Origin of the sequence: Enterobacter cloacae complex sp. ECC445 (assembly GCF_021892025.1) — a bacterium.
Taxonomy (GTDB): domain Bacteria; phylum Pseudomonadota; class Gammaproteobacteria; order Enterobacterales; family Enterobacteriaceae; genus Enterobacter; species Enterobacter chengduensis.
The window spans coordinates 68,891-94,842 of sequence record NZ_JAKLRZ010000025.1 but is presented as its reverse complement, the minus strand read 5'-3'; the positions used below and the strand labels follow the sequence as shown (position 1 = coordinate 94,842).

The 25,952-nt window shown below is 58.5% G+C and carries 24 protein-coding genes; 20 read left to right on the top strand and 4 right to left on the bottom strand.

Annotated features, from left to right (window positions below; all coding sequences use genetic code 11):
* Positions 1 to 137 precede the first annotated feature (137 nt).
* From purL to glnB, 5 genes are all read left to right on the top strand, one after another.
* A complete protein-coding gene (gene purL, locus L6R44_RS18500; protein ID WP_237425040.1) occupies positions 138 to 4,025 on the top strand; it encodes a phosphoribosylformylglycinamidine synthase in 3,888 nt (1,295 codons plus the stop codon).
* A gap of 532 nt (positions 4,026 to 4,557) precedes the next feature.
* On the top strand, positions 4,558 to 5,985 hold the full coding sequence (gene qseE / locus L6R44_RS18495) for a two component system sensor histidine kinase QseE/GlrK (RefSeq protein WP_237425039.1): 1,428 nt from the start codon (positions 4,558 to 4,560) through the stop codon (positions 5,983 to 5,985).
* A 1-nt stretch (position 5,986) separates the two neighbouring features.
* Positions 5,987 to 6,724, top strand: a complete 738-nt coding sequence (gene qseG, locus L6R44_RS18490) for a two-component system QseEF-associated lipoprotein QseG (protein WP_237425038.1) — start codon at positions 5,987 to 5,989, stop codon at positions 6,722 to 6,724.
* On the top strand, positions 6,711 to 8,048 hold the full coding sequence (glrR, locus tag L6R44_RS18485; protein ID WP_023308835.1) for a two-component system response regulator GlrR: 1,338 nt from the start codon (positions 6,711 to 6,713) through the stop codon (positions 8,046 to 8,048). Before qseG ends, glrR begins: the two co-directional genes overlap by 14 nt.
* A gap of 65 nt (positions 8,049 to 8,113) precedes the next feature.
* Complete coding sequence (gene glnB / locus L6R44_RS18480) at positions 8,114 to 8,452, top strand: nitrogen regulatory protein P-II (protein WP_003860685.1); 339 nt, start codon at positions 8,114 to 8,116, stop codon at positions 8,450 to 8,452.
* A gap of 82 nt (positions 8,453 to 8,534) precedes the next feature.
* On the opposite strand, the gene hmpA is transcribed toward glnB, so the two are convergent.
* Positions 8,535 to 9,725 carry an NO-inducible flavohemoprotein gene (gene hmpA / locus L6R44_RS18475; protein WP_237425037.1) on the bottom strand — a complete coding sequence of 397 codons (1,191 nt, stop codon included), beginning with the start codon at positions 9,723 to 9,725 and terminating at the stop codon, positions 8,535 to 8,537.
* Positions 9,726 to 10,029: 304 nt separating this feature from the next.
* Here hmpA and glyA point away from each other — a divergent pair, with 304 nt between their 5' ends.
* Positions 10,030 to 11,283, top strand: coding sequence for a serine hydroxymethyltransferase (gene glyA / locus L6R44_RS18470; protein WP_008502165.1), 1,254 nt, complete (start codon positions 10,030 to 10,032; stop codon positions 11,281 to 11,283).
* A gap of 54 nt (positions 11,284 to 11,337) precedes the next feature.
* Here glyA and L6R44_RS18465 read toward each other — a convergent pair whose 3' ends face one another.
* Complete coding sequence (locus tag L6R44_RS18465; RefSeq protein ID WP_032643637.1) at positions 11,338 to 11,760, bottom strand: DoxX family protein; 423 nt, start codon at positions 11,758 to 11,760, stop codon at positions 11,338 to 11,340.
* Positions 11,761 to 11,933: 173 nt separating this feature from the next.
* On the opposite strand from L6R44_RS18465, the gene L6R44_RS18460 reads away from it, so the two are divergent.
* Positions 11,934 to 13,079, top strand: coding sequence for a 3-phenylpropionate MFS transporter (locus L6R44_RS18460; RefSeq protein ID WP_237425036.1), 1,146 nt, complete (start codon positions 11,934 to 11,936; stop codon positions 13,077 to 13,079).
* Here the strand turns inward: L6R44_RS18460 and csiE are convergent.
* The gene (csiE, locus tag L6R44_RS18455; RefSeq protein WP_237425035.1) at positions 13,074 to 14,351 is read right to left on the bottom strand and encodes a stationary phase inducible protein CsiE; all 1,278 of its coding nucleotides are present in this window, start codon (positions 14,349 to 14,351) and stop codon (positions 13,074 to 13,076) included. The two genes, L6R44_RS18460 and csiE, sit on opposite strands and share 6 nt — an antisense overlap.
* Positions 14,352 to 14,476: 125 nt before the next feature.
* On the opposite strand from csiE, the gene L6R44_RS18450 reads away from it, so the two are divergent.
* Positions 14,477 to 15,115 (top strand): DUF1007 family protein, encoded by a 639-nt coding sequence (locus tag L6R44_RS18450; RefSeq protein WP_237425034.1) that lies wholly within the window; start codon positions 14,477 to 14,479, stop codon positions 15,113 to 15,115.
* A complete protein-coding gene (locus tag L6R44_RS18445; RefSeq protein WP_237425033.1) occupies positions 15,106 to 16,086 on the top strand; it encodes a nickel/cobalt transporter in 981 nt (326 codons plus the stop codon). Before L6R44_RS18450 ends, L6R44_RS18445 begins: the two co-directional genes overlap by 10 nt.
* Before the next feature lie 60 nt (positions 16,087 to 16,146).
* Here the strand turns inward: L6R44_RS18445 and suhB are convergent, their stop codons facing one another.
* Entirely contained in the window at positions 16,147 to 16,950 is an 804-nt protein-coding gene (gene suhB, locus L6R44_RS18440) for an inositol-1-monophosphatase (protein WP_003860668.1), read from the bottom strand.
* A 132-nt stretch (positions 16,951 to 17,082) separates the two neighbouring features.
* Here suhB and trmJ point away from each other — a divergent pair, with 132 nt between their 5' ends.
* From trmJ to sseB, 11 genes are all read left to right on the top strand, one after another.
* A complete protein-coding gene (gene trmJ, locus L6R44_RS18435; RefSeq protein WP_008502159.1) occupies positions 17,083 to 17,808 on the top strand; it encodes a tRNA (cytosine(32)/uridine(32)-2'-O)-methyltransferase TrmJ in 726 nt (241 codons plus the stop codon).
* Positions 17,809 to 18,022: 214 nt separating this feature from the next.
* Positions 18,023 to 18,514: a Fe-S cluster assembly transcriptional regulator IscR gene (gene iscR / locus L6R44_RS18430; RefSeq protein ID WP_008502158.1), complete on the top strand. Its 492-nt coding sequence runs from the start codon at positions 18,023 to 18,025 to the stop codon at positions 18,512 to 18,514.
* Between the two features lie 117 nt (positions 18,515 to 18,631).
* Positions 18,632 to 19,846, top strand: coding sequence for a cysteine desulfurase (iscS, locus tag L6R44_RS18425; protein WP_008502157.1), 1,215 nt, complete (start codon positions 18,632 to 18,634; stop codon positions 19,844 to 19,846).
* A 24-nt stretch (positions 19,847 to 19,870) separates the two neighbouring features.
* A complete protein-coding gene (gene iscU, locus L6R44_RS18420) occupies positions 19,871 to 20,257 on the top strand; it encodes a Fe-S cluster assembly scaffold IscU (protein ID WP_003860661.1) in 387 nt (128 codons plus the stop codon).
* A 13-nt stretch (positions 20,258 to 20,270) separates the two neighbouring features.
* Positions 20,271 to 20,594, top strand: a complete 324-nt coding sequence (gene iscA / locus L6R44_RS18415; protein WP_003860659.1) for an iron-sulfur cluster assembly protein IscA — start codon at positions 20,271 to 20,273, stop codon at positions 20,592 to 20,594.
* Between the two features lie 80 nt (positions 20,595 to 20,674).
* The gene (hscB, locus tag L6R44_RS18410) at positions 20,675 to 21,190 is read left to right on the top strand and encodes a co-chaperone HscB (protein ID WP_024908642.1); all 516 of its coding nucleotides are present in this window, start codon (positions 20,675 to 20,677) and stop codon (positions 21,188 to 21,190) included.
* A gap of 14 nt (positions 21,191 to 21,204) precedes the next feature.
* On the top strand, positions 21,205 to 23,055 hold the full coding sequence (hscA, locus tag L6R44_RS18405) for a Fe-S protein assembly chaperone HscA (protein WP_237425032.1): 1,851 nt from the start codon (positions 21,205 to 21,207) through the stop codon (positions 23,053 to 23,055).
* A gap of 1 nt (position 23,056) precedes the next feature.
* On the top strand, positions 23,057 to 23,392 hold the full coding sequence (gene fdx, locus L6R44_RS18400; RefSeq protein ID WP_003860652.1) for an ISC system 2Fe-2S type ferredoxin: 336 nt from the start codon (positions 23,057 to 23,059) through the stop codon (positions 23,390 to 23,392).
* Between the two features lies 1 nt (position 23,393).
* Positions 23,394 to 23,594: a Fe-S cluster assembly protein IscX gene (iscX, locus tag L6R44_RS18395; protein ID WP_003860650.1), complete on the top strand. Its 201-nt coding sequence runs from the start codon at positions 23,394 to 23,396 to the stop codon at positions 23,592 to 23,594.
* 180 nt (positions 23,595 to 23,774) lie between these two features.
* The gene (pepB, locus tag L6R44_RS18390; protein WP_237425031.1) at positions 23,775 to 25,061 is read left to right on the top strand and encodes an aminopeptidase PepB; all 1,287 of its coding nucleotides are present in this window, start codon (positions 23,775 to 23,777) and stop codon (positions 25,059 to 25,061) included.
* A gap of 111 nt (positions 25,062 to 25,172) precedes the next feature.
* On the top strand, positions 25,173 to 25,949 hold the full coding sequence (sseB, locus tag L6R44_RS18385; RefSeq protein ID WP_237425030.1) for an enhanced serine sensitivity protein SseB: 777 nt from the start codon (positions 25,173 to 25,175) through the stop codon (positions 25,947 to 25,949).
* Positions 25,950 to 25,952 lie beyond the last annotated feature (3 nt).

Genomic DNA, 25,952 nt, shown 5'->3' with positions numbered 1-25,952 from the left:
ATCTATTGTTAAATCTCTGCGGCAATTTTATTTCGACGCAAACGGTTTCGTCAGCGCTCAGGATTCTCTATAATGACGCCCGTTTTCCCCCCTTGCGCACACTGAAAGCGCCCCGGCGCTTCGAAGACGAGAGACTTATGATGGAAATTCTGCGTGGTTCGCCTGCACTGTCTGCCTTCCGTATTACCAAACTGCTGGCACGTTTTCAGGCGGCCGACCTTCCGGTAAGCAATATTTACGCTGAGTATGTCCATTTTGCTGACCTGAATGCCCCCCTGAATGCAGAGGAGCGCGTCCAGCTGGAACGCCTGCTCAAGTATGGCCCAAGCCTGAGCAGCCATACGCCAACCGGCAAACTGATCCTTGCGACGCCGCGTCCGGGCACCATCTCCCCCTGGTCTTCCAAAGCCACCGACATCGCCCACAACTGCGGCCTGAGCCAGATTAACCGTCTGGAGCGCGGCGTGGCGTACTACGTGGAAGCCTCTACCCTGAGCGACGCGCAGTGGCAGGCGGTTGCGGCTGAACTGCACGATCGCATGATGGAGAGCGTATTTGCCTCTCTCGATGACGCGCAGAAACTGTTCTCTCACCATCAGCCTGCGCCGGTACAGAGCGTAGACCTGCTGGGTCAGGGCCGTCAGGCGCTGATTGACGCCAACCTGCGTCTCGGCCTGGCGCTGGCAGAAGACGAAATCGACTACCTGCAGGATGCGTTTGTTAAGCTCAACCGTAACCCGAACGACATCGAACTCTATATGTTCGCGCAGGCGAACTCCGAGCACTGTCGCCACAAGATTTTCAACGCCGACTGGATTATTGACGGCGAACAGCAGCCAAGGTCGCTGTTCAAAATGATTAAAAACACCATGGAGCAAACCCCTGACCACGTGCTGTCTGCCTATAAAGACAACGCCGCGGTGATGGAAGGCTCCGAGGTGGGCCGCTTCTTCGCCGATCGCGAAGCAGGGCGCTATGACTTCCACCAGGAGCCCGCGCATATCCTGATGAAGGTTGAAACCCACAACCACCCGACGGCGATCTCCCCGTGGCCGGGTGCAGCGACCGGCTCCGGCGGTGAAATCCGCGACGAAGGGGCGACCGGTCGCGGTGCTAAACCCAAAGCGGGTCTGGTCGGTTTCTCCGTCTCCAACCTGCGTATCCCGGGCTTTGAACAGCCGTGGGAAGAAGATTTCGGCAAGCCGGAGCGCATTGTGACCGCGCTCGACATCATGACCGAAGGCCCGCTGGGCGGCGCGGCGTTTAACAACGAATTTGGCCGTCCGGCGCTGAACGGTTACTTCCGTACCTATGAAGAAAAAGTGGACAGCCACAACGGCGAAGAGCTGCGCGGCTACCACAAGCCGATCATGCTGGCGGGCGGGATCGGCAACATCCGCGCCGATCACGTACAGAAGGGCGAGATCGTCGTCGGCGCGAAGCTGATCGTCCTCGGCGGCCCGGCGATGAACATCGGTCTGGGCGGCGGGGCGGCTTCTTCTATGGCCTCCGGCCAGTCTGATGCGGATCTCGACTTCGCCTCCGTGCAGCGCGACAACCCGGAGATGGAGCGTCGCTGTCAGGAAGTGATCGACCGCTGCTGGCAGCTGGGCGACGCCAACCCGATCCTCTTTATCCACGACGTGGGCGCGGGCGGTTTGTCCAACGCCATGCCGGAGCTGGTGAGCGACGGCGGTCGCGGGGGGCGCTTTAACCTGCGCGATATCCTGAGCGATGAGCCGGGCATGAGCCCGCTGGAAATCTGGTGTAACGAATCCCAGGAGCGCTACGTGCTGGCGGTGGCGGCCGATCAGCTGCCGCTGTTTGACGAGCTGTGCCGCCGCGAGCGCGCGCCGTATGCCGTCATCGGTGAAGCGACCGAAGAGCAGCATCTCTCCTTAAGCGACACCCATTTCGATAACCAGCCGATCGATCTGCCGCTCGACGTTCTGCTCGGTAAAACGCCGAAGATGACCCGCGACGTCACCACCCGTAAAGCGGCGGGCAAAGCGCTGGATCGCCAGGGCATCACCGTGGCGGAAGCGGTCAACCGCGTGCTGCACCTGCCGGCTGTGGCAGAGAAAACCTTTCTGGTGACCATCGGCGACCGCACCGTGACCGGCATGGTCTCGCGCGATCAGATGGTCGGTCCGTGGCAGATCCCGGTGGCGAACTGCGCCGTGACCACCGCGAGCCTCGACAGCTACTACGGCGAAGCGATGGCTCTCGGCGAACGTACCCCGGTGGCGCTGCTGGACTTCGCTGCCTCTGCCCGCCTGGCGGTGGGTGAAGCGCTGACCAACATCGCCGCGACGCAGATTGGCGATATCAAGCGTATCAAGCTCTCCGCAAACTGGATGGCCGCTGCCGGTCACCCAGGCGAAGATGCTGGCCTGTATGAAGCCGTTAAGGCGGTGGGCGAGGAGCTCTGTCCTGCCCTCGGCCTGACCATTCCGGTGGGCAAAGACTCTATGTCGATGAAAACCCGCTGGCAGGAAGGCAGCGAGCAGCGCGAGATGACCTCTCCGCTGTCGCTGGTGATCACCGCGTTTGCCCGCGTGGAGGACGTGCGTCACACCGTTACGCCACAGCTTGCGACCGAAGACAACGCCCTGCTGCTGATTGACCTGGGTAAAGGCCACAACGCGCTGGGCGCCACCGCGCTGGCGCAGGTTTACCGTCAGCTCGGCGACAAGCCAGCCGACGTGCGCGACGTGGTGCAGCTGAAAGGCTTCTACGACGCCATCCAGGCGCTGGTGGCGCAGCGTAAGCTGCTGGCCTACCACGACCGTTCCGACGGCGGCCTGCTGGTGACGCTGGCAGAGATGGCCTTCACCGGCCACTGCGGCGTGGAAGCGAACATTGCAACGCTTGGCGAAGACCGTCTGGCGGCGCTGTTTAACGAAGAGCTGGGCGCCGTGATTCAGGTGCGTGCCGCGGAGCGCGACGCGGTTGAAGCCGTTCTGGCGCAGCACGGCCTGGCAGACTGCGTGCACTATCTGGGTAAAGCCGTTCAGGGCGACCGCTTCGTCATTGAAGCGGACGGCCACGCCGTGTTCAGCGAAAGCCGCACCACCCTTCGCATGTGGTGGGCGGAAACCACCTGGCAGATGCAGCGCCTGCGTGATAACCCGGAATGTGCCGATCAGGAACACAACGCCAAGGCTAACGACAACGATCCGGGCCTGAACGTGACGCTCTCCTTCGACATCAACGACGACATCGCCGCGCCGTACATTGCGACCGGCGCGCGTCCGAAGGTGGCCGTGCTGCGCGAGCAGGGCGTTAACTCCCACGTTGAGATGGCGGCTGCCTTCCACCGCGCGGGCTTCGACGCGATTGACGTCCACATGAGCGACCTGCTGGCCGGGCGGACCGGCCTGGAAGATTTCCAGGCGCTGGTGGCGTGCGGCGGCTTCTCCTACGGCGACGTGCTGGGCGCGGGCGAAGGCTGGGCGAAGTCCATCCTCTTCAACAGCCGCGTGCGCGACGAGTTCGAAACCTTCTTCCACCGTCCGCAGACCCTGGCGCTGGGCGTGTGTAACGGCTGCCAGATGATGTCTAACCTGCGCGAGCTGATCCCGGGCAGCGAAGCCTGGCCGCGCTTTGTGCGCAACCAGTCCGACCGCTTCGAAGCGCGCTTCAGCCTGGTGGAAGTGACCCAAAGCCCGTCTCTGCTGCTGCAGGGAATGGTTGGCTCACGGATGCCAATCGCCGTGTCCCACGGTGAAGGTCAGGTAGAAGTGCGTGACTCTGCGCATCTGGCTCAGCTGGAGAGCAAAGGCCTGGTGGCGCTGCGCTTTGTCGATAACTTCGGCAAGGTCACGGAAACCTACCCGGCTAACCCGAACGGCTCCGCCAACGGTATTACGGCGGTGACCAGCGAAAGCGGGCGTGCGACCATCATGATGCCGCACCCAGAACGCGTGTTCCGTACCGTGAGCAACTCCTGGCATCCGGAGAACTGGGGCGAGGACAGCCCGTGGATGCGTATCTTCCGCAACGCGCGTAAGCAGCTGGGTTAAGTTTCAACGACCACCCTGTAGGCCCGGTGAGCGTGAGCGCCACCGGGCTTTTTTGTCTCTGTCGCAAAATCGCGACAATCCTGTGAGCAAGGTGTCTCCAAAAGGAGACATTTAAGCTATTGATTTATATAGGGCAGTAAAGGTTCCCGTTAAGGTGTTGCTGAATAGCGACACTTAGCCTGGAAATCATTCAATCGATAATTAACAGGCTAAACGACTAAAAATCATATATATCAATATGTTAATATTTTGTTTTGCATTCTGGCACAGGTGTTGCATAATATTAACCAGTGGCTCATTCACCTTCTTATGTCAGCCCCTTCGGGACGCGCTACATAAACTTCGAATGACGCACAAAAAGGTGCCTGCCGTCCAACTACTGATCATAGCGATGCTTTATCAGGCCAGGGCGAAACGTCGAGTTAGGCACCGCCTCATTCCATGACAAAGCCGGGTTTTTACCCGGCTTTGTTGTATCTGAAGGGCAGACTCAGTTACGCTCTGCGTAAACCCCCGTTAAGAGAGTAATGCGTTGAAACGCTGGCCCGTTTTCCCCCGCTCCCTGCGACAGCTCGTCATGATGGCTTTCCTGCTGATCCTGCTGCCGCTGCTGATCCTTGCCTGGCAGGCGTGGCAGAGCCTGAACGCGCTGAGCGCGCAGGCGGCGCTGACCAACCGCACGACGCTCATCGACGCGAGGCGCAGTGAAGCGATGACCAACGCCGCGCTGGAGATGGAGCGTAGCTATCGTCAGTATTGCGTGCTTGACGATCGGACGCTGGAAAAGGTGTATCAAAGCCAGCGTAAACGCTACAGCGAAATGCTGGACGCCCACGCGGGAGTTTTACCTGACGACAAGCTGTATCAGGCGTTACGTCAGGATCTGAACGATCTCGCCCAGCTCCAGTGCAGCAACAGCGGGCCGGATGCCGCCGCCGCCGCGCGTCTTGAAGCGTTTGCCAGCGCCAATACCGAGATGGTGCAGTCAACGCGCACGGTGATTTTCTCCCGCGGCCAGCAGCTCCAGCAGGAAATAGCCGAACGCGGGCAGTTCTTCGGCTGGCAGGCGCTGGTGCTGTTCCTGGTAAGCCTTGGCCTGGTCCTGCTCTTTACCCGCATGATCATCGGCCCGGTGAAGGGCATTCAGCGGATGATCAACCGCCTGGGGGAGGGCAAATCGCTGGGGGACACGGTCGCCTTTAAAGGCCCCCGCGAGCTGCGATCCGTCGGTCAGCGCATTATCTGGCTGTCCGAGCGCCTGGCGTGGCTCGAATCTCAGCGCCATCAGTTCCTGCGCCATATCTCTCATGAGCTTAAAACGCCCCTGGCCAGCATGCGTGAAGGGACGGAGCTTCTGGCGGATGAAGTGGCAGGACCCCTGACGCCAGAACAGAAAGAGATTGTCGAGATCCTGGATAACAGCAGCCGCAATCTCCAGAAGCTGATTGAGCAGCTGCTGGACTACAACCGCAAGCTGGCCGACGGCGCGGTCGTACTGGAAAACGTTGAGATTGAACCGCTGGTGGATATGGTGATCTCCGCCCACAGCTTGCCGGCAAGAGCTAAAATGATGCATACCGGTGTAGAGCTCAATGCGGCTAGCTGTCTCGCTGAACCCATGCTGTTAATGAGCGTTCTGGATAATCTTTATTCCAATGCGGTGCACTATGGTACTGAATCCGGTAACATTTATATCCGAAGCTATACGAAGGGTTCCCGGGTGTTTATCGACGTCGCTAACACCGGCACCCCGATCCCTGATGACGAAAAAACCATGATCTTCGAGCCCTTTTTCCAGGGGAGTCATCAGCGGAAAGGTGCGGTGAAAGGCAGTGGTCTGGGCTTAAGCATCGCCCGGGACTGCATACGACGCATGCAGGGTGAGCTAAACATTGCCACGGACGAACGTTCGGATGTTTGCTTCCGTATCGAACTGCCCCTGAGCCGGAAAAATCAATAAAATGAATCTATGTCTGGTGAGTATGTCACACGTCTTTTTCCGCGCCGTACGCGCGGTGTTTTCCCGCAACACGCTTCGCCTGAGCCTGCCCTGTTTATTTCTGGCAGGATGCGTTTCCCATGCGCCACAAAGCGCCATTAGCGATAAACAAGAAGATAAATGGCCCGACAACCAGGTGGCCGATTTCCTTTCGACCCGCTGCGACGACATCTGGAACCTGTCAGGTCATGACGTCGAAAGCAACCCGCTGTTCTGGCTGCGTGGCATAGACTGCGCCCAGCGTCTGGCGCCGGTCGACGCGCGCTCGAAGGCGGCGATGCTGGATGACGACACCTGGCAGGACGCCTTCAAGCGCGGCATTTTGCTGGCTGATGCGAAAATCACCCCCGTCGAACGCCGGGCCAACGTAACCCGACTGGACGCGCTGGTGGTCACGCTTCCCGTGCAGGTACGCCCGGTATACCAGCTCTGGCGCGATGGGCAGACATTACAGCTTCAGCTGTCTGAAGAGCGCTCCCGCTACAGCAGGCTACAGCAGTCAACCGACAGCGAGCTTGATACGCTGCGCCAACAGCAGCAGCACCTGCGAACGCAGCTGGACACCACGACGCGCAAGCTGGAGAACCTGACCGATATCGAAAGGCAGCTCTCGTCGCGTAAATATCAGCCGGGGAGTTCGTCCGCGGCGCCGGACAGCGATACGCCGAAACAAGAGGATGTAAAGCATGACGAGCCGTAAACCAGCCCATCTCTTACTGGTGGATGACGATCCCGGGCTGTTAAAGCTGCTGGGGATGCGCCTTGTGAGTGAAGGTTACAGCGTCGTGACCGCGGAAAGCGGGCTGGAGGGGCTCAAGATCCTCAGCCGCGAGAAAATCGATCTGGTGATAAGCGACCTGCGGATGGATGAAATGGACGGCCTGCAGCTGTTCGCAGAGATCCAGAAGCAGCAGCCGGGCATGCCGGTGATCATCCTGACCGCGCACGGGTCGATCCCGGACGCGGTTGCCGCGACGCAGCAGGGGGTCTTCAGCTTCCTGACCAAGCCTGTGGACAAAGACGCGCTGTATAAGGCAATCGACAGCGCGCTGGAACATGCCGCCCCGGCGGGGGATGAAGCGTGGCGGGAGTCCATCGTCACCCGCAGCCCCATTATGCTGCGTCTGCTTGAACAGGCCCGGATGGTAGCGCAGTCCGACGTCAGCGTGCTGATCAACGGCCAGAGCGGAACCGGGAAAGAGATCCTGGCGCAGGCGATCCATAACGCCAGCCCGCGCAGTAAAAATGCCTTTATCGCCATTAACTGCGGCGCGCTGCCGGAACAGCTGCTCGAATCTGAACTGTTTGGGCATGCCCGCGGCGCCTTCACCGGCGCGGTGAGCAGCCGTGAAGGGCTGTTCCAGGCCGCGGAAGGCGGCACGCTGTTCCTGGACGAAATTGGCGATATGCCCGCGCCGCTGCAGGTCAAACTGCTGCGCGTGCTGCAGGAGCGCAAAGTGCGCCCGCTGGGCAGCAACCGCGACATTGATATTAACGTGCGTATTATTTCGGCGACCCACCGCGATCTGCCAAAAGTGATGGCCCGCAACGAGTTCCGCGAAGATCTCTACTACCGTCTGAACGTGGTCAACCTGAAGATCCCGGCGCTGGCGGAGCGTGCGGAAGACATTCCGCTGCTGGCGAACCATCTTTTACGCCAGGCGGCCGATCGCCATAAACCGTTCGTGCGCGCCTTTTCTACCGATGCGATGAAGCGGCTGATGGCCGCAGGCTGGCCGGGTAACGTGCGTCAGCTGGTCAACGTGATTGAGCAGTGCGTGGCGCTCACCTCCTCACCGGTTATCAGCGACGCGCTGGTGGAGCAGGCGCTGGAAGGGGAAAACACGGCCCTGCCGACGTTTGCGGAGGCGCGTAACCAGTTCGAGCTCAACTATCTGCGCAAGCTGCTGCAGATCACCAAAGGCAACGTGACCCACGCGGCGCGAATGGCCGGACGCAACCGCACCGAGTTTTACAAGCTCCTCTCGCGCCACGAGCTGGAAGCAAACGATTTTAAAGAGTAATGCCGTATGGTACTGTGAGCAATCGATTACGAGGCAGCTTACAGGCAAGCGTTTAAGGACCCACCATGAAAAAGATTGATGCGATTATTAAACCTTTCAAACTGGATGATGTGCGTGAAGCGCTGGCGGAAGTTGGCATCACCGGGATGACCGTGACGGAAGTGAAAGGTTTTGGTCGTCAGAAGGGCCACACCGAGCTTTACCGTGGCGCAGAGTACATGGTCGACTTTCTGCCGAAAGTGAAAATTGAAATCGTGGTCAGCGACGATATCGTCGATACCTGCGTGGATACCATTATCCGCACCGCGCAGACGGGCAAAATCGGCGACGGTAAAATCTTCGTCTTTGACGTGGCGCGCGTGATCCGTATCCGCACCGGCGAAGAAGACGACGCCGCGATTTAACGATGCCAACGGTTTTGTAGGCCGGGTAAGGCGCAGCCGCCACCCGGCGAAAAAAAGCCCCTCGTTTGAGGGGCTTTTTGCATTACAGCACCTTATGCGGCCCGAAGCACTCGTAATGAATGCTGTCTTTATTCACCCCCAGCGCTACCAGCTGCTTCGCGGCATACTGCATAAACGCCACCGGTCCGCAGACGTAGAACTGCATCTCCGGCGCGCTAAACGCCCCTTCATGCTGGCTCAAATTCATCAGACCTTCACTGTCAAAGCGGGCCGATGCGCGATCCGCCTCCGTCGGCAGGCGATACCACGTGTGCGCGGTGAAGCGCGGCAGGGACGCTCCCAGCGTGTTCACCTCATCCGCAAAGGCGTGCACCTCGCCGTTTTCCGCAGCGTGGAACCAGTTAACCTGCGCGCCGTGGCGTGATTTTGCCAGCGTATCGAGCATTGCCAGCATCGGCGTTTGGCCGACGCCCGCAGAGATCAGCGTAACCGGGGTATTTGCTTCAACGGCCATAAAGAAATCGCCCGCCGGCGCGGCCAGATGGACCACGTCACCTACGCTGGCTTCGTTATGCAGCCAGCTGGATACCTGGCCGCCGTCCTCACGCTTCACCGCAATGCGGTAGCCTTTGCCGTTTGGCCTGCGGGTGAGGGAATACTGGCGGATCTCCTGATGCGGGAAGCCTTCTGGCTTCAGCCAGACGCCCAGATACTGGCCCGGCTGGTAATCGGCCACCGGTTGACCGTCCACCGGCTCAAACTCAAAGCTGGTAATTAACGCGCTGCGCGGGGTTTTCTCAACGATGCGGAAGGCACGCGTCCCGTCCCAGCCGCCGTTTTTGCTGGCGTTTTCGCTGTAGATTTGTGCTTCACGATTAATGAATACGTTTGCCAGCACGCCGTAGGCTTTACCCCAGGCGTCCAGCACCTCCTGGCCCGGGCTGAACATCTCGTCCAGCGTTGCCAGCAGGTGGCCGCCGACAATGTTGTACTGCTCGGGTTGGATCTGGAAGCTGGTGTGCTTCTGCGCGATTTTTTCCACCGCAGGCAGCAGGGCGGCCAGGTTTTCGATATTGCTGGCATACGCTGCGATGGCGTTAAACAACGCTTCGCGCTGATCGCCGTTACGCTGGTTGCTCATGTTGAAAATCTCTTTGAGCTCCGGGTTATGCGTGAACATGCGATCGTAGAAATGGGCGGTGAGTTTAGGGCCGGTTTCCACCAGCAGAGGAATGGTGGCCTTAACGGTAGCGATGGTTTGAGCGTCGAGCATGAGCGCATCCTTCTGATGTGACTTTAATGATGTATTTTGAATGCATCTTATAAAAAATATCCCTTCGGTGTAAAGGGTTCTTTGCAAGATGAAAAATGTGCATCACAAACCTGAAAAGAAATCCGTTGAAATAAGCGAGAGCTTTATTCCTCAAACCCTTGCGTGGCGCGAAGGAAAACGTTTGCGTAAAATCGTTTGTCAAGACCTGTTATCACAGAACTATTCAGTTATACTGTTGCCCGTCGTCCAACAGGACTGCCTTTTCAGGCCAAAATTTACTTGTTAGCTGAGTCAGGAGATGCGGATGTTAAAGCGTGAAATGAACATTGCCGATTATGATGCCGAACTGTGGCAGGCTATGGAGCAGGAAAAAGTACGTCAGGAAGAGCACATCGAACTGATCGCCTCCGAAAACTACACCAGCCCGCGCGTGATGCAGGCGCAGGGTTCTCAGCTGACCAACAAATACGCTGAAGGTTATCCGGGCAAGCGCTACTACGGCGGTTGCGAGTACGTTGATATCGTTGAGCAGCTGGCTATCGACCGTGCGAAAGAACTCTTTGGCGCTGACTACGCGAACGTGCAGCCGCACTCTGGCTCTCAGGCTAACTTCGCGGTCTACACCGCGCTGCTGCAGCCGGGCGACACCGTGCTGGGTATGAACCTGGCGCAGGGCGGCCACCTGACTCACGGCTCCCCGGTTAACTTCTCCGGCAAACTGTACAACATCATCCCTTACGGTATCGATGAGTCCGGTAAAATTGACTACGAAGACATGGCGAAGCAGGCTAAAGAGCACAAACCGAAGATGATCATCGGTGGCTTCTCCGCTTACTCCGGTATCGTTGACTGGGCAAAAATGCGTGAAATCGCAGACAGCATCGGCGCTTACCTGTTCGTTGACATGGCGCACGTGGCGGGCCTGATTGCCGCTGGCGTTTACCCGAACCCGGTTCCGCACGCGCACGTTGTGACCACCACCACCCATAAAACCCTGGCGGGTCCACGCGGTGGCCTGATCCTGGCGAAAGGCGGTGACGAAGAGCTGTACAAAAAACTGAACTCTGCGGTGTTCCCGAGCGCGCAGGGCGGCCCGCTGATGCACGTTATCGCGGCAAAAGCGGTGGCGCTGAAAGAAGCGATGGAGCCAGAGTTCAAGGTTTACCAGCAGCAGGTTGCTAAGAACGCCAAAGCGATGGTGGAAGTGTTCCTGAACCGTGGCTACAAAGTGGTATCCGGCGGGACTGAAAACCACCTGTTCCTGCTGGATCTGGTTGATAAAAACCTGACCGGTAAAGAAGCTGACGCTGCCCTGGGCCGCGCCAACATCACCGTAAACAAAAACAGCGTGCCAAACGATCCGAAGAGCCCGTTCGTGACCTCCGGTATCCGTATCGGTTCTCCGGCCGTGACTCGCCGCGGCTTCAAAGAAGCGGAAGTGAAAGAGCTGGCTGGCTGGATGTGTGACGTTCTGGACAACATTAATGACGAAGCGGTTATCGAGCGCGTCAAAGGTAAAGTACTGGATATCTGCGCACGCTTCCCGGTATACGCATAATTCCTCTGCTTTGCAGAAATAAAAAAGGCCGCGCTTGCGGCCTTTTTTTATGGCTTAACGCCGGTCGAGGGAAATTGCCCCGGGGCCAACTATCGCCAGCAAAATAAACGCGCCGGCAATGCTGATATTCTTGTAGAAGTTAATCATATTCGGTACGACCGCGTCACCGGTCATATCCCAGTAGTGATGGCCAATCACCGCCGTGCCCAGCGTGTAGAACACAAACAGTACCGCGATGGGGCGGGTGAAGAAACCCAGTACGATCAGGATGGCGGCGGGTACCTCCATCACCACCGCAATAATAGCCGCCAGCATGGGCATCGGCGTTCCCAGCGAGGTCATATATTGTACGGTGCCGCTAAACCCCGTCAGTTTTGGATAGCCAAAGATAATAAACAGCACGACAAGCGCGATGCGGCCAATGAGCAGCAGCAGGTGACGTGACTGGCCGAAATCGAAATAACGTAGTGAGTTCATGGCAGAAAAACCTCTGCAAGTGGAGTAATTTAAACGTAATACATATTTTCATTCCCTGCCATAAGCCAGGCGACTGCATAAGATGTTAATTTTTCGTTAATTTATAGCAGGCTATCTACTTGCTTAATTTTTCTATTCTCGCCAGACTATGGCCTCGATTTCGGGAGGGATTCATGGTCTTGCATTCCACGCGCTGGCTGGCGCTCAGCTATTTCACCTATTTCTTTAGCTACGGTATTTTTCTGCCCTTCTGGAGCGTCTGGCTTAAGGGTATCGGCCTGACTCCGGAAACCATCGGCGTGCTGCTGGGCGCAGGGCTGGTGGCGCGTTTCCTCGGCAGCCTGCTGATTGCCCCGCGCGTCAGCGATCCCTCTCTGCTGATCAAGGCCGTGCGCATTCTCGCGCTGCTGACGCTGGTCTTTGTGGCCTGCTTCTGGGTCAGCCACCAGTTTGCCTGGCTGATGGTGGTGATGGTCGGCTTCAACCTGTTCTTCTCACCGCTGGTGCCGCTGACGGATGCTCTGGCGAACACCTGGCAAAAGCAGATCACCATGGACTACGGTCGCGTGCGCCTGTGGGGCTCAATCGCCTTTGTCATCGGTTCCGCGCTGGTGGGTAAACTGGTGAGCCTTTACGATTATCGCGCCATTCTCGCCCTGCTGAGTATCGGTATTGCTTCGATGCTGCTGGGCATGCTGCTGCGTCCGTCGGTGATGCCGCAAGGGGAAAGTCGCCATCAGGAGAGCGCAGGCTGGCCCGCCTGGCGGAGCCTGGTTGCGCAGAGCTGGCGTTTTCTGGCGTGTGTTTGCCTGCTCCAGGGGGCGCACGCGGCGTACTATGGCTTCAGCGCCATCTACTGGCAGGGGGCGGGATATTCTGCTTCTGCCGTCGGTTATCTGTGGTCGCTGGGCGTGGTGGCCGAAGTCATTATTTTCGCCCTGAGCAAAAAGCTGTTCCGACGCTTTGGCGCGCGCGATCTGCTGCTGCTTTCCGCGATTTGCGGCGTGGCGCGCTGGGGGATTATGGGCTGGACGACCGATCTGCCGTGGCTGATCGTGGCGCAAATTCTGCACTGCGGCACCTTCACCGTGTGTCACCTGGCGGCGATGCGCTATATCGCCGCGCGCGAGGGCGGAGACGTCATTCGCCTGCAGGCTGTTTATTCGGCGGTGGCGATGGGGGGCAGTATCGCAATCATGACGGTCTTCGCGGGGTTCCTCTACCAGCATCTGGGGCAGGGCGTCTTCTGGGTGATGGCCCTGGTTGCCTTACCCGCCATCGTTGTGCGTCCAAAAGTGGCCGCGCGCGCCTCGCTATGATTCCAGCATGGCGCGAATATGTTCTTGCTGCTGCGCGTTCAATGTCTCCACGGCATGGATCAACGGCGGCGAGAACAGCGGCAGGGCGGTAGGGTAGGGGGTGATAACCAGCGCGGCTTCGCGCGGTGCCCCCTCTTTCTGGAAAGCCTGCAGCGTCAGGTAGCGAATGTTGAGCGGCAGAAGGGTTAGCTCGCGCAGCTGCTGCTCAATCACCTCCTCACAGGATTTATCCTCTCCGGTTAACAACACCACCTGTTTTTCATGAAGATCGGTCTCCTGCATCAGCCAGGCGCCGAAAATGACCGCCACCAGCGCCATTTCTTCATCGGAGAATCGCAGCTCAAATTCCGTTTCCAGCTCAAGCAGCGCTTCTTTCGTGGTGCGTAACAGCCGGGGATAGAGACGGTGGATCTCCTCCGGCAGGCTATTGTCGATGCCGATCTCAAACAGCGAGCGGTCCAGCGCCTGAGCCAGATGGATATACAGCTGATCGGTCAGCCCCTGCTCGTCGCTGAAGTTCATTCCGGTTTGCGAACGAAAACGGGCCACCATGCGCACGATGGCGCGGCGCAGGCGCCGATCCTGCTGGTGTTTATCGAGCACAGGATCGGGCGTGCGGAGCATCATAAACAGCAGGGCAAGAAACAGCTGTTCATCCCCGTGGGAGCCCTGCGGGACGCGCCGTCTCCAGTGACGCACAATCTCCTGGGCCGTAAAATACTCCCCTCTCGACTGGGTCCAGCTGCGCTGAACGTGGGAAAACTGCGGCGTATTCCCGAGCTGGTGCTGGATAAGACAGTATTGCAAATAGAGCTGTAAAAACTGGACGTCGCGACATTCAAACTGGCGCTGGAGCTTGCGGGAGCAGAAGCCGATCAACGCCCGCAGGTTCGCATCGTCGTAAAGCGGCCGCGCAATGCCGTGCTGTTTAAGTGCGGTTTTTAATGCGGGGGTAAACTGGTGAGAGACAAACTGCGGGCAAAGCCGCAGCGCACGGCGCAGCCAGTGCAGCAGGCATAAACGCTGATTCAGGGCTGTGCCTTCAATTCGGTAGCTGCCGTCGTGGTGCGTGACAATCTCCAGCCGGTGATAGCGCTGGATTTCATCGCGCGTCTCGGCTATATCTTGCCGTGCCAGCGCGTCGTCCACCCCGTTGGCAGCAATGATACTCTGTGCGGTGACGGCAGCATCGGGCAGGAAAAGCATCAAAAGCACCTGGCAGCGGCGCTGCGAACTGGAAAGCACAGATGGAATTTCAAGCGTCGTCATCATCTGTCGGGTATCCAGTGAGAATGTTTGATAAGAATAGCTAAAGGATGAGCGCTGAAAAGCGCGCCGGCAGGCCTTTCATTCAGGATTGCTGGAGAACATCACAGAATTTTTGACGTGAGGAATTGATGCAAACAGGTAAACAATGCGCGATGGCGTTATTTTTGGCGGCGATCGGCTTCACTGCCAGCGCGCACCCTCACAGTTTTATTGACCTTAAAACCGAGCTGGTCACCGACGGCACGCAGCTGAGCGGCCTGAAAATGCGCTGGACGATGGATGAAATCACCTCTGCCGACCTGCTCTATGATGCGGGAAACGCAAAGCCCGGCGACGAAATCTGGAAAAGGCTGGCGGCGGAAGTGATGGCCAACGTGCTCGGCCAGCACTACTTCACCGAGTTCTGGCATAACGGGCAAAAGGTTAAATTTCTGAACCGCCCAACGGAATACGGTATGACGCGTGAAGGCCATCAGGCGGTGCTGACGTTCGTGCTTCCGCTGGCGCATCCTCAGCCGCTGGCCGGGCAAACGTACCGCTTTTCCACCTTTGACCCTACCTATTATGTCGACATGCGCTATGACAAAGACAGCGACGTTCGGCTGCCGGACGCGCTGCAAAAAAGCTGCAAAATTGGCGTACACACCCCGAAACCCAGTGAAGAGACGCTGAACTTTGCGGTCTCGCTTGATAAGGAAGATGCCCCTCCCGAGGACATGGAGCTGGGTAAACAGTTCGCGCAGGAGGTAACGCTACAATGTCAGTGATCTCCACTCCGGCCCGCAAGCCGCGCCGCTGGCTGCACCTCTGGCCGCTGGCGCTCTTTCTCCTGCTCGCCGTATGCGGTTCGCTCTGGCTCTGGCAGGCCTGGCCGCAGGTGATGATGAAAAGCATTATCTGGCAGCGTGAGGTCAACCAGCAGATGAGCGGCCTGCTGAAGGCGGTGGCGGAGAACCCGACCAAAGCGGGCGGATCCCTGCTGGCGTTCAGCTTTATCTACGGCGTGCTGCACGCGCTGGGGCCGGGGCACGGCAAAATCGTGATTGCGACCTGGCTTGCCACCCATCCTTCAAAGCTGAAATCGAGTATCGGCCTCACGCTGGCCTCCTCTTTGCTTCAGGGGGGCGTGGCGATTGGGCTGGTGGTCGTGGTGCTTTCACTTCTTCAGCTTCCCGCCCGACAGCTGCACATGAGCAGCTTCTGGCTGGAGAAGGGGAGCTACGCCCTGGTGGGCGTGCTGGGGCTGATCCTCTGCTGGCGGGCGCTGAAAAAGCTGCGCGCGCTGCTGCAAAAACCCAAATTCAAAGCCTTCACCCCGCACCACGTTCACGATGAACACTGCGGCTGCGGGCATCAGCATCTGCCGACGCAGGAACAATTACAGAACGGCGACGACTGGCGCGCGCGGCTGATGATTGTGCTCTCGATGGGGATGCGCCCGTGCTCGGGTGCCATCATGGTGCTGCTGTTCAGTAAGGTGATTGGCGTGTTTGGCTGGGGCATGCTGTCGGCGCTGGCCATGGCGGCAGGAACGTCGCTGACGATTTCTTCCCTGGCGCTGCTGGTACACAGCTTCCGTCAGCTGGCGGTTAAACTCAGCGGCAATAAAACGCCGGTGCTGTGGCGACAGGTCGGATGGACCACGCTCGCGCTGGCTGGCGGGGTGATTCTGCTGGTGGCGGCGGTGACGATGTGGATGAGCGCGGTGCCGGTGGGAAGGGGATTACGGCCTTTCTAGCGTACTGACGGAATTTTGTAGGCCCGGTAAGCGCAGCGCCACCGGGCTTAACAGGCTGGCTTAACGCTTCAGCGCGTCGCTCAGCTCATCACGCATGTTTGCCAGCATGGCTTTCACAACGCGCGGGTTACCCGCCACGATGTTGCCGGTAGACATGTAGTTATGGCCGCCGGTGAAGTCACACACGATGGCACCTGCTTCACGCGCGATCAGCTCGCCCGCCGCAAAATCCCATGGCTTCAGCGACAGCTCGAAGTAACCGTCAACGCGGCCGGTCGCCACGTAGGCCAGATCCAGCGCAGCAGAACCGGTGCGGCGGAAGTCCGCGCATTCGGTGAACAGTTTGCCCAGGATATTCATATAGGTGGTCGCGTGCTGTTTCGCCTTGAACGGGAAACCGGTCGCCAGGATGGTGCCGTCCAGATCGCGAGCGTTGCTGCAGCGCAGACGGTAGCCGTTCAGCTGTGCGCCCTGGCCGCGGGTCGCGGTGAACAGTTCGTTACGCATTGGATCGTACACAACGGCGACTTCAGTACGGCCTTTGATGCGTACTGCGATAGATACGGAGAAGTGTGGCAGGCGTTTGACGAAGTTGGTGGTGCCATCCAGTGGATCGATAACCCATTGAACATCCTGATCGGTACCTTCATGTTCACCGCTTTCTTCGGTGATGATGGTGTGCTGCGGGTAAGATTTGCGGATCGTTTCGATAATAATCGCTTCTGCGGCTTTATCGACGTTGGTCACGAAATCATTGCTGCCTTTCTGGCTGGTTTCTACGGAGTCTGGCGTTTCGTAGTGTTTGGCAATTACATTACCCGCCTTGCGCGCTGCGCGCACGGCGATGGTCAGCATCGGATGCATCGGTCTCTCTCACTGGATGTTAAAGAACAGGAAAATCGGCGCAGAGTATAGCAGCGGGATCGGATTATGTCTCTCGTTTATGATAATATGCCGGAATATTCTTCAGTCACTGAATCCAGACATCTAAAAATTATGCTGCAAAACATTCGAATCGTGCTGGTCGAAACATCGCACACCGGCAACATGGGCTCCGTTGCCCGCGCTATGAAAACCATGGGCTTAACGAACCTGTGGCTGGTTAACCCGCTGGTGAAGCCCGACTCTCAGGCCATCGCCCTGGCGGCCGGTGCCAGCGACGTGATCGGCAACGCGCAGATCGTCGACACCCTTGACGAAGCGCTGGCCGGCTGCAGCCTCGTTGTCGGGACCAGCGCGCGTTCCCGCACGCTGCCGTGGCCAATGCTCGATCCGCGTGAATGCGGCCTGAAAAGCGTCTCAGAAGCGGAGCAGGCACCGGTTGCGCTGGTGTTTGGCCGCGAGCGCGTTGGCCTGACCAACGACGAACTGCAGAAGTGCCACTATCACGTCGCCATTGCCGCGAACCCGGAATACAGCTCGCTGAACCTGGCGATGGCGGTGCAGGTTATCGCCTATGAAGTCCGCATGGCGTGGCTGGCGACGCAGGAAAAAGAGGTTGAGCCTAAAGAAGAGACGGCCTACCCGCTGGTGGACGACCTTGAGCGCTTCTACGGTCACCTGGAGCAGACGCTGCTCTCAACCGGTTTTATCCGCGAAGGCCACCCGGGCCAGGTGATGAACAAGCTGCGCCGTCTGTTCACGCGCGCGCGGCCGGAAAGCCAGGAGCTGAACATCCTGCGCGGGATTCTGGCGTCGATTGAGCAGAAAAATAAGGAATAGTGCCGTTTTCTCCCTCTCCCCGTGGGAGAGGGTCGGGGTGAGGGCATCAGGCCGCACCTGGTTATGAAGGCACGGAAGGTTAAATACCTGACTAAAACAGTCAAGTAAATAGTTGACCATTTTAGTCAGGAATGTCAGACTTGGCCCTGCTATGCAATACCCCATTTTACTATAAAAAACCCCGGGCAGGGGCGAGTTTGAGGTTAAGTAAGACATGAGACTGACATCTAAAGGGCGTTATGCCGTGACCGCGATGCTGGACGTTGCGCTCAACTCCGAAGCGGGCCCGGTTCCGTTGGCTGATATTTCTGAACGACAGGGGATCTCCCTCTCTTATCTGGAACAGCTGTTCTCCAGACTGCGTAAAAATGGGCTGGTTTCCAGCGTTCGTGGCCCGGGTGGCGGTTATCTGCTGGGTAAAGACGCGGGCAGTATTGCAGTTGGCGAAGTGATCAGCGCAGTTGACGAATCCGTTGACGCGACCCGTTGCCAGGGTAAAGGCGGCTGTCAGGGCGGCGATAAGTGCCTGACCCACGCGCTGTGGCGCGATCTGAGCGACCGTCTGACCGGCTTCCTGAACAACATCACCCTGGGTGAACTGGTTAATAACCAGGAAGTTCTGGACGTATCGGGCCGTCAGCACAGCCATGATTCCCAACGCAGCACCCGCGCGCAGGACGCTATCGACGTCAAACTGCGCGCGTAATAAAACGATAAAGATTTCAGAATCAGGCCGGGGCGGTCACGCCCCGCGTACTCGGTCGTACATCCAGCCGGTTGCCTGATTCCTTGCATTGAAGCGATGTACGGAGTTTAAAGAGCAATGAAATTACCGATTTATCTCGATTACTCCGCAACCACGCCGGTGGACCCGCGTGTTGCCGAGAAAATGATGCAGTGTCTGACCCTGGACGGAAACTTTGGTAACCCAGCTTCCCGTTCACACCGTTTTGGCTGGCATGCTGAAGAGGCGGTAGATATCGCCCGTAATCAGATTGCTGACCTGGTGGGTGCCGACCCGCGTGAGATTGTTTTCACCTCCGGTGCGACCGAATCCGACAACCTGGCGATCAAAGGTGCAGCCAACTTTTATCAGAAAAAAGGCAAGCACATCATCACCAGCAAAACCGAACACAAAGCCGTGCTGGATACCTGCCGCCAGCTGGAGCGTGAAGGGTACGAAGTAACTTACCTGGCGCCGCAGAGCAACGGTATTATTGACCTGAAAGAGCTCGAAGCGGCGATGCGTGATGACACCATTCTGGTCTCCATCATGCACGTTAACAACGAAATCGGCGTCGTTCAGGACATCGCGACCATCGGCGAAATGTGCCGCGCGCGCGGTATCATCTACCACGTGGACGCGACCCAGAGCGTGGGCAAACTGCCTATCGACCTGAGCCAGCTGAAAGTGGACCTGATGTCCTTCTCCGGCCACAAAATCTATGGCCCGAAAGGGATTGGCGCACTGTACGTTCGTCGTAAGCCACGTATCCGCATCGAAGCACAGATGCACGGCGGCGGTCACGAACGCGGCATGCGTTCCGGTACGCTGCCTGTTCACCAGATCGTGGGCATGGGCGAAGCCTACCGCATTGCAAAAGAAGAGATGGAAACCGAGATGGCGCGCCTGCGCACGCTGCGTAACCGTCTGTGGGACGGCGTGAAGGATATGGAAGAAGTGTATCTGAACGGCGATCTCGAGCAGGGCGCACCGAACATTCTCAACGTCAGCTTCAACTATGTTGAAGGCGAGTCGCTGATTATGGCGCTGAAAGACTTGGCGGTTTCTTCCGGTTCTGCCTGTACGTCTGCAAGCCTGGAGCCATCCTACGTGCTGCGCGCGCTGGGTATGACCGACGAGCTGGCACACAGCTCTATCCGTTTCTCTTTAGGTCGTTTCACTACCGAAGAAGAGATTGACTACACCATCAAGCTGGTTCGCAACTCCATTGGCCGTCTGCGCGACCTTTCTCCGCTGTGGGAAATGTTCAAGCAGGGCGTGGATCTGAACAGCATTGAATGGTCACATCACTAATCGGTACATAAGGAGAATTCAATCATGGCATACAGCGAAAAAGTCATCGATCATTACGAAAACCCGCGCAACGTTGGCTCTTTTGACAACAGCGACGAATCTGTTGGTAGCGGCATGGTTGGCGCGCCGGCGTGTGGCGACGTGATGAAGTTGCAGATTAAAGTCAACAATGAAGGTATCATTGAAGACGCGCGCTTCAAGACCTACGGCTGCGGTTCTGCAATTGCGTCCAGCTCCCTGGTCACCGAATGGGTGAAGGGCAAGTCTCTGGACGAAGCACAGGCAATCAAGAACACGGATATTGCTGAAGAACTCGAACTGCCACCGGTGAAAATTCACTGCTCAATTCTGGCAGAAGACGCGATCAAAGCCGCCATTGCGGATTACAAAAGCAAACGTGAAGCAAAATAATTGAGGTTTGAGTATGTCGATTACCCTTAGCGACAGCGCTGCCGCGCGAGTAAGCTCTTTTCTGGCGAACCGTGGTAAAGGCTTTGGCCTGCGGCTGGGCGTACGTACCTCCGGCTGTTCTGGTATGGCTTACGTACTGGAGTTTGTTGACGAGCCGGCGTCTGACGACACCGTGTTTGAAGACAAGGGCGTGAAGGTGGTGGTCGATGGCAAAAGCCTGCAATTCCTCAACGGCACTCAGCTGGACTTCGTTAAAGAAGGCCTGAACGAAGGGTTCAAATTCACGAACCCGAACGTCAAAGACGAGTGTGGTTGCGGCGAAAGCTTCCACGTTTAACCGCGCGTCATCCGAAACCCCACCGTGGCGTTATTCGCTACGCGTGGGGTTTGTTTTAACAGGCTACCCCTGAGATTGTTATGGATTACTTCACTCTCTTCGGACTACCCGCTCAATACCCGATCGATCTCCAGGCGCTGACGATCCGCTTTCAGGATCTGCAGCGTCAGTACCATCCGGATAAATTCGCGAGCGGGACGCAGGCAGAACAGCTGGCTGCGGTTTCGCACTCTGCCACCATCAACCAGGCCTGGCAGACGCTGCGCCATCCGCTGGCGCGCGCTGAGTATCTGCTCTCGCTTCACGGTTTCGATCTGGCGAGCGAACAGCACACCGTGCGCGATACGGCGTTTCTGATGGAACAGCTGGAGCTGCGCGAAGAGCTGGATGAGATTGAACAGGCCAAAGACGAAGCGCGTCTGGAAAGTTTCATCACGCGCGTGAAGGGCATGTTCGATACCCGCCATCAGCAGATGGTGGAGCAACTGAACAACGAGACCTGGGACGTGGCGGCAGACACTGTGCGCAAACTCCGTTTTCTCGATAAACTGCGAAGCAGTGCTGAACAACTCGAAGAAAAGCTGCTCGATTTTTAATTTCGGAAGCAATTATGGCCTTATTACAAATTAGTGAGCCTGGCTTAAGTGCCGCACCGCACCAGCGTCGTCTGGCGGTGGGTATTGACCTGGGCACCACCAATTCCCTCGTGGCGACCGTGCGCAGCGGCCAGGCGGAAACGCTGGCTGATGAGCAGGGCCGTCATCTGCTGCCTTCCGTGGTCCACTACCAGCAGCAGGGTCACGCGGTCGGCTATGACGCCCGCGCCAACGCCGCGCGCGATCCGGCCAACACCATCAGCTCGGTTAAGCGCATGATGGGCCGTTCGCTGGCCGATATTCAGACCCGCTATCCGCATCTGCCGTATCAGCTGCAGGCCAGTGAAAACGGCCTGCCGATGATCGCGACGTCTGCCGGACTGCTGAACCCGATCCGCGTTTCTGCGGACATCCTCAAAGCGCTGGCGGCGCGCGCCACGGCGACGCTCGGCGGCGATCTCGACGGCGTGGTGATCACCGTTCCGGCCTACTTTGACGATGCACAGCGTCAGGGCACCAAAGACGCCGCGCGTCTGGCGGGCCTGCACGTGCTGCGCCTGCTGAACGAACCGACGGCGGCGGCGATTGCCTACGGCCTCGACTCCGGTCAGGAAGGGGTGATTGCGGTATACGATCTCGGCGGCGGTACCTTTGATATCTCGATCCTGCGCTTAAGCCGCGGCGTGTTCGAAGTGCTGGCGACCGGCGGGGATTCCGCGCTGGGCGGCGATGACTTCGACCACCTGCTGGCGGACTACATTCGCGAGCAGGCGGGCGTTGCCGATCGCAGCGACAACCGCGTGCAGCGCGAGCTGCTGGACGCGGCCATCGACGCCAAAATCGCCCTGAGCGACGCGCAGACGGTTACCGTCAATGTGGCGGGCTGGCAGGGTGAGATTACCCGCGACCAGTTTAACGACCTGATTGCCCCGCTGGTGAAACGCACTCTGCTGGCCTGCCGTCGCGCATTGAAGGATGCGGGCGTTGAGGCGAACGAGGTGCTGGAAGTGGTCATGGTGGGCGGCTCGACCCGCGTGCCGCTGGTGCGCGAGCGCGTGGGCGATTTCTTTGGCCGCACGCCGCTGACCTCCATCGACCCGGACAAGGTGGTGGCCGTGGGCGCCGCGATCCAGGCCGATATTCTGGTCGGCAACAAGCCGGACAGCGAAATGCTGCTGCTGGACGTCATTCCGCTGTCGCTGGGGTTAGAAACCATGGGCGGCCTGGTGGAGAAAGTGATCCCGCGTAACACCACCATTCCGGTGGCGCGCGCGCAGGAGTTCACCACCTTCAAAGACGGCCAGACCGCGATGTCCATCCACGTGATGCAGGGCGAGCGCGAGCTGGTTCAGGACTGCCGCTCTCTGGCGCGCTTTGCGCTGCGCGGTATTCCGGCGCTGCCCGCGGGCGGGGCGCATATTCGCGTCACCTTCCAGGTGGATGCGGACGGCCTGCTCAGCGTCACGGCGATGGAAAAATCCACCGGCGTGGAATCGTCCATCCAGGTGAAGCCGTCCTACGGCCTGACCGATGGCGAAATTGCCTCCATGATTCAGGACTCAATGAGCTACGCCGAGCAGGATGTGAAGGCGCGTATGCTGGCGGAACAGAAAGTGGAAGCCGCGCGCGTGCTGGAAAGCCTGACCGGAGCACTCAATGCCGATGCCGCGCTGTTAAGCGCCGCCGAGCGTCAGGTGATTGATGAGGCCGCCGCGCACCTAAGCGTCGTCGCCATGGGCAATGATGCTGACGCAATAGAAGAAGCCATTAAAAACGTTGATAAACAAACCCAGGACTTCGCCGCTCGCCGCATGGACAAATCCGTCCGCGTGGCGCTGAAGGGCCAGTCCGTGGACGAGGTTTAATATGCCAAAGATTGTTATTTTGCCTCATGCGGACCTCTGTCCGGATGGCGCTGTTCTGGAAGCGAAGACCGGTGAAACCATTCTCGATGTTGCCCTGCGCGCAGGTATCGAAGTGGAACACGCGTGTGAAAAATCCTGTGCCTGCACCACCTGCCACTGCATCGTGCGTGAAGGTTTTGACTCGCTCGCCGAGAGCACCGAAGACGAAGACGACATGCTGGATAAAGCATGGGGTCTGGAGCCGGACAGCCGCCTGAGCTGCCAGGCCGCGGTGACCGATGAAGATCTGGTCGTGGAGTTCCCACGCTACACCATCAACCACGCACGCGAGCATTAATATGGGACTAAAGTGGACAGACAGCCGTGAAATCGGCGAAGCGCTCTACGACGCCAACCCGGATCTCGATCCGAAAACCGTGCGATTCACCGACATGCATCAGTGGATCTGCGATTTAGAGGATTTCGACGACGATCCAAACGCATCCAATGAAAAAATTCTGGAGGCGATTCTGTTAGTCTGGTTAGATGAAGCAGAATAATTTCCACGTCATGCTTCACGTTGCCGATGCGTTGGCTGCGCTTGTTCACCCCGGTCACAGAGTTATCCCTGCTCCCGGGGATTCACTCGCTTGCCGCCTTCCTGCAACGCGAATCATTTAGTGGAAAGAGACTCTATGGGCTGCCTTCTGGCGGCCCGTTTGCTAATAAGGATAAATAAAATGACCGAAGCGATGAAGATTACGCTCTCTACGCAGCCCGCCGACGCGCGCTGGGGCGAGAAAGCCAGCTACAGCATCAACAACGACGGTATTACCCTGCACCTGACGGGCAACGATGATTTGGGCCTGATCCAGCGCGCCGCGCGTAAAATTGACGGTCTGGGCATTAAGCATGTCTCCCTGGAAGGCGAAGGCTGGGACACCGACCGCAGCTGGGCATTCTGGGCGGGCTACAAAGGGCCGAAAGGCACCCGCAAAATCGAGTGGGCTAACCTTGATGCAGCCGGTCAGAAAGAGCTGGAAAGCCGCCTGCAAATCATCGACTGGGTGCGCGACACCATCAACGCACCGGCGGAAGAGTTAGGCCCAGAGCAGCTGGCGCAGCGCGCCGTTGACCTGCTGTGCGGCGTGGCGGGCGACAAAATGTCCTACCGCATCACCAAGGGTGAAGACCTGCGCGAACAGAATTACATGGGCATCCACACCGTGGGCCGCGGCTCTGAGCGCCCTCCGGTCCTGCTGGCGCTGGACTACAACCCAACCGGCGATAAAGCAGCCCCGGTCTTTGCCTGCCTGGTCGGTAAAGGTATCACCTTCGACACCGGTGGCTACAGCCTGAAGCAGAGCGCGTTCATGGACTCCATGAAGTCCGATATGGGCGGCGCGGCGACCATCACCGGCGCGCTGGCGTTTGCCATCACTCGCGGCCTGAACAAGCGCGTGAAGCTCTACCTGTGCTGCGCGGATAACATGGTCAGCGGTAACGCCTTCAAGCTGGGCGACATCATTCGCTACCGCAACGGTAAAAACGTTGAAGTGATGAACACCGACGCCGAAGGCCGACTGGTGCTGGCCGATGGCCTGATCGACGCCTCTGCCCAGAAGCCGGAGCTGATCATCGACATGGCGACCCTGACCGGCGCGGCGAAAACCGCCCTGGGGAATGACTACCACGCGCTGTTCAGCTTCGACGACAAGCTGGCCGCTCGCCTGCTGGCCAGCGCCGCGGCGGAAAACGAGCCGTTCTGGCGTCTGCCGCTGGCCGAGTTCCACCGCAGCCAGCTGCCGTCCAACTTTGCCGAGCTGAACAATACCGCGAGCGCGGCGTACCCGGCGGGGGCAAGCACCGCTGCGGGCTTCCTCTCTCACTTTGTTGAGAACTACCATGAAGGCTGGCTGCACATCGACTGCTCCGCAACCTACCGTAAAGCGGCGGTTGAGCAGTGGTCCGCGGGCGCGACCGGTCTGGGCGTGCGTACCGTGGCGAACCTGCTGACGGCTGAGTAACCACATTGCCCTCACCCTACCCCTCTCCCACGGGAAGAGGGGATGGTTTGCTCCCTCTACCTTGAGGGAGAGGGCTGGGGTGAGGGGGAAAATGCATCATCTGGAATTGTTATGTCCGAAACCAAAAACGAATTAGAGACCCTGCTGGAGCAGGCGGCAACCGAGCCCGCCCACCGTCCGGCATTTTTCCGCACGTTGCTGGAATCCACCGTCTGGGTGCCGGGCACCGCGGCGGAAGGTGAGCAGGTTGTGGAAGACAGCGCGCTGGATCTGCTGCACTGGGAGAAAGACGACGGCACGTCGGTGATTCCGTTCTTCACCTCGCTGGAAGCGCTGCAGGAAGCGGTTGAAGACGAACAGGCGTTCGTGGTGATGCCGGTGCGTACCCTGTTTGAAATGACGCTCGGCCAGACGCTGTTCCTCAACGCTAAATTGCCGACCGGGAAAGAGTTCACGCCGCGTGAAATCAGCCACCTGATAGGTGAAGAGGGCAACCCGCTCAGCACCCAGGAAGTGCTTGAAGGGGGCGAAACGCTGCTGCTGTCTGAAGTGGCCGAGCCGCCCGCGCAGATGATTGATTCCCTGACGACGCTGTTCAAAACGCTCAAGCCCGTCAGGCGCGCGTTCCTCTGCTCTGTTAAAGAGCAGGCGGATGAACAGCCCGTGCTGCTGATTGGTATTGAAGCCGACGGCGATATCGACGACATCATCCAGGCCGCAGGAAGCGTGGCAACCGACACGCTGCCGGGCGATGAGCCGATAGATATCTGCCAGGTGAAAAACGGTGAAAAGGGCATCAGCCACTTTATTACGGAGCACATCACGCCGTTCTACGAGCGTCGCTGGGGCGGCTTCCTGCGCGATCTCAAGACCAACCGCATCATCTGATTA

Coding starts and splice junctions, on each gene's coding strand:
- sseB (WP_237425030.1), top strand. CDS start 25,173: ATGTCCGAAACCAAAAACGAATTAGAGACCCTGCTGGAGCAGGCGGCA.
- L6R44_RS18450 (WP_237425034.1), top strand. CDS start 14,477: ATGCAAACAGGTAAACAATGCGCGATGGCGTTATTTTTGGCGGCGATC.
- glrR (WP_023308835.1), top strand. CDS start 6,711: ATGACGAGCCGTAAACCAGCCCATCTCTTACTGGTGGATGACGATCCC.
- iscS (WP_008502157.1), top strand. CDS start 18,632: ATGAAATTACCGATTTATCTCGATTACTCCGCAACCACGCCGGTGGAC.
- iscU (WP_003860661.1), top strand. CDS start 19,871: ATGGCATACAGCGAAAAAGTCATCGATCATTACGAAAACCCGCGCAAC.
- hscB (WP_024908642.1), top strand. CDS start 20,675: ATGGATTACTTCACTCTCTTCGGACTACCCGCTCAATACCCGATCGAT.
- trmJ (WP_008502159.1), top strand. CDS start 17,083: ATGCTGCAAAACATTCGAATCGTGCTGGTCGAAACATCGCACACCGGC.
- glnB (WP_003860685.1), top strand. CDS start 8,114: ATGAAAAAGATTGATGCGATTATTAAACCTTTCAAACTGGATGATGTG.
- glyA (WP_008502165.1), top strand. CDS start 10,030: ATGTTAAAGCGTGAAATGAACATTGCCGATTATGATGCCGAACTGTGG.
- purL (WP_237425040.1), top strand. CDS start 138: ATGATGGAAATTCTGCGTGGTTCGCCTGCACTGTCTGCCTTCCGTATT.
- fdx (WP_003860652.1), top strand. CDS start 23,057: ATGCCAAAGATTGTTATTTTGCCTCATGCGGACCTCTGTCCGGATGGC.
- pepB (WP_237425031.1), top strand. CDS start 23,775: ATGACCGAAGCGATGAAGATTACGCTCTCTACGCAGCCCGCCGACGCG.
- iscA (WP_003860659.1), top strand. CDS start 20,271: ATGTCGATTACCCTTAGCGACAGCGCTGCCGCGCGAGTAAGCTCTTTT.
- qseG (WP_237425038.1), top strand. CDS start 5,987: ATGAATCTATGTCTGGTGAGTATGTCACACGTCTTTTTCCGCGCCGTA.
- L6R44_RS18460 (WP_237425036.1), top strand. CDS start 11,934: ATGGTCTTGCATTCCACGCGCTGGCTGGCGCTCAGCTATTTCACCTAT.
- hscA (WP_237425032.1), top strand. CDS start 21,205: ATGGCCTTATTACAAATTAGTGAGCCTGGCTTAAGTGCCGCACCGCAC.
- L6R44_RS18465 (WP_032643637.1), bottom strand. CDS start 11,760: ATGAACTCACTACGTTATTTCGATTTCGGCCAGTCACGTCACCTGCTG.
- hmpA (WP_237425037.1), bottom strand. CDS start 9,725: ATGCTCGACGCTCAAACCATCGCTACCGTTAAGGCCACCATTCCTCTG.
- iscR (WP_008502158.1), top strand. CDS start 18,023: ATGAGACTGACATCTAAAGGGCGTTATGCCGTGACCGCGATGCTGGAC.
- csiE (WP_237425035.1), bottom strand. CDS start 14,351: ATGATGACGACGCTTGAAATTCCATCTGTGCTTTCCAGTTCGCAGCGC.
- iscX (WP_003860650.1), top strand. CDS start 23,394: ATGGGACTAAAGTGGACAGACAGCCGTGAAATCGGCGAAGCGCTCTAC.
- L6R44_RS18445 (WP_237425033.1), top strand. CDS start 15,106: ATGTCAGTGATCTCCACTCCGGCCCGCAAGCCGCGCCGCTGGCTGCAC.
- suhB (WP_003860668.1), bottom strand. CDS start 16,950: ATGCATCCGATGCTGACCATCGCCGTGCGCGCAGCGCGCAAGGCGGGT.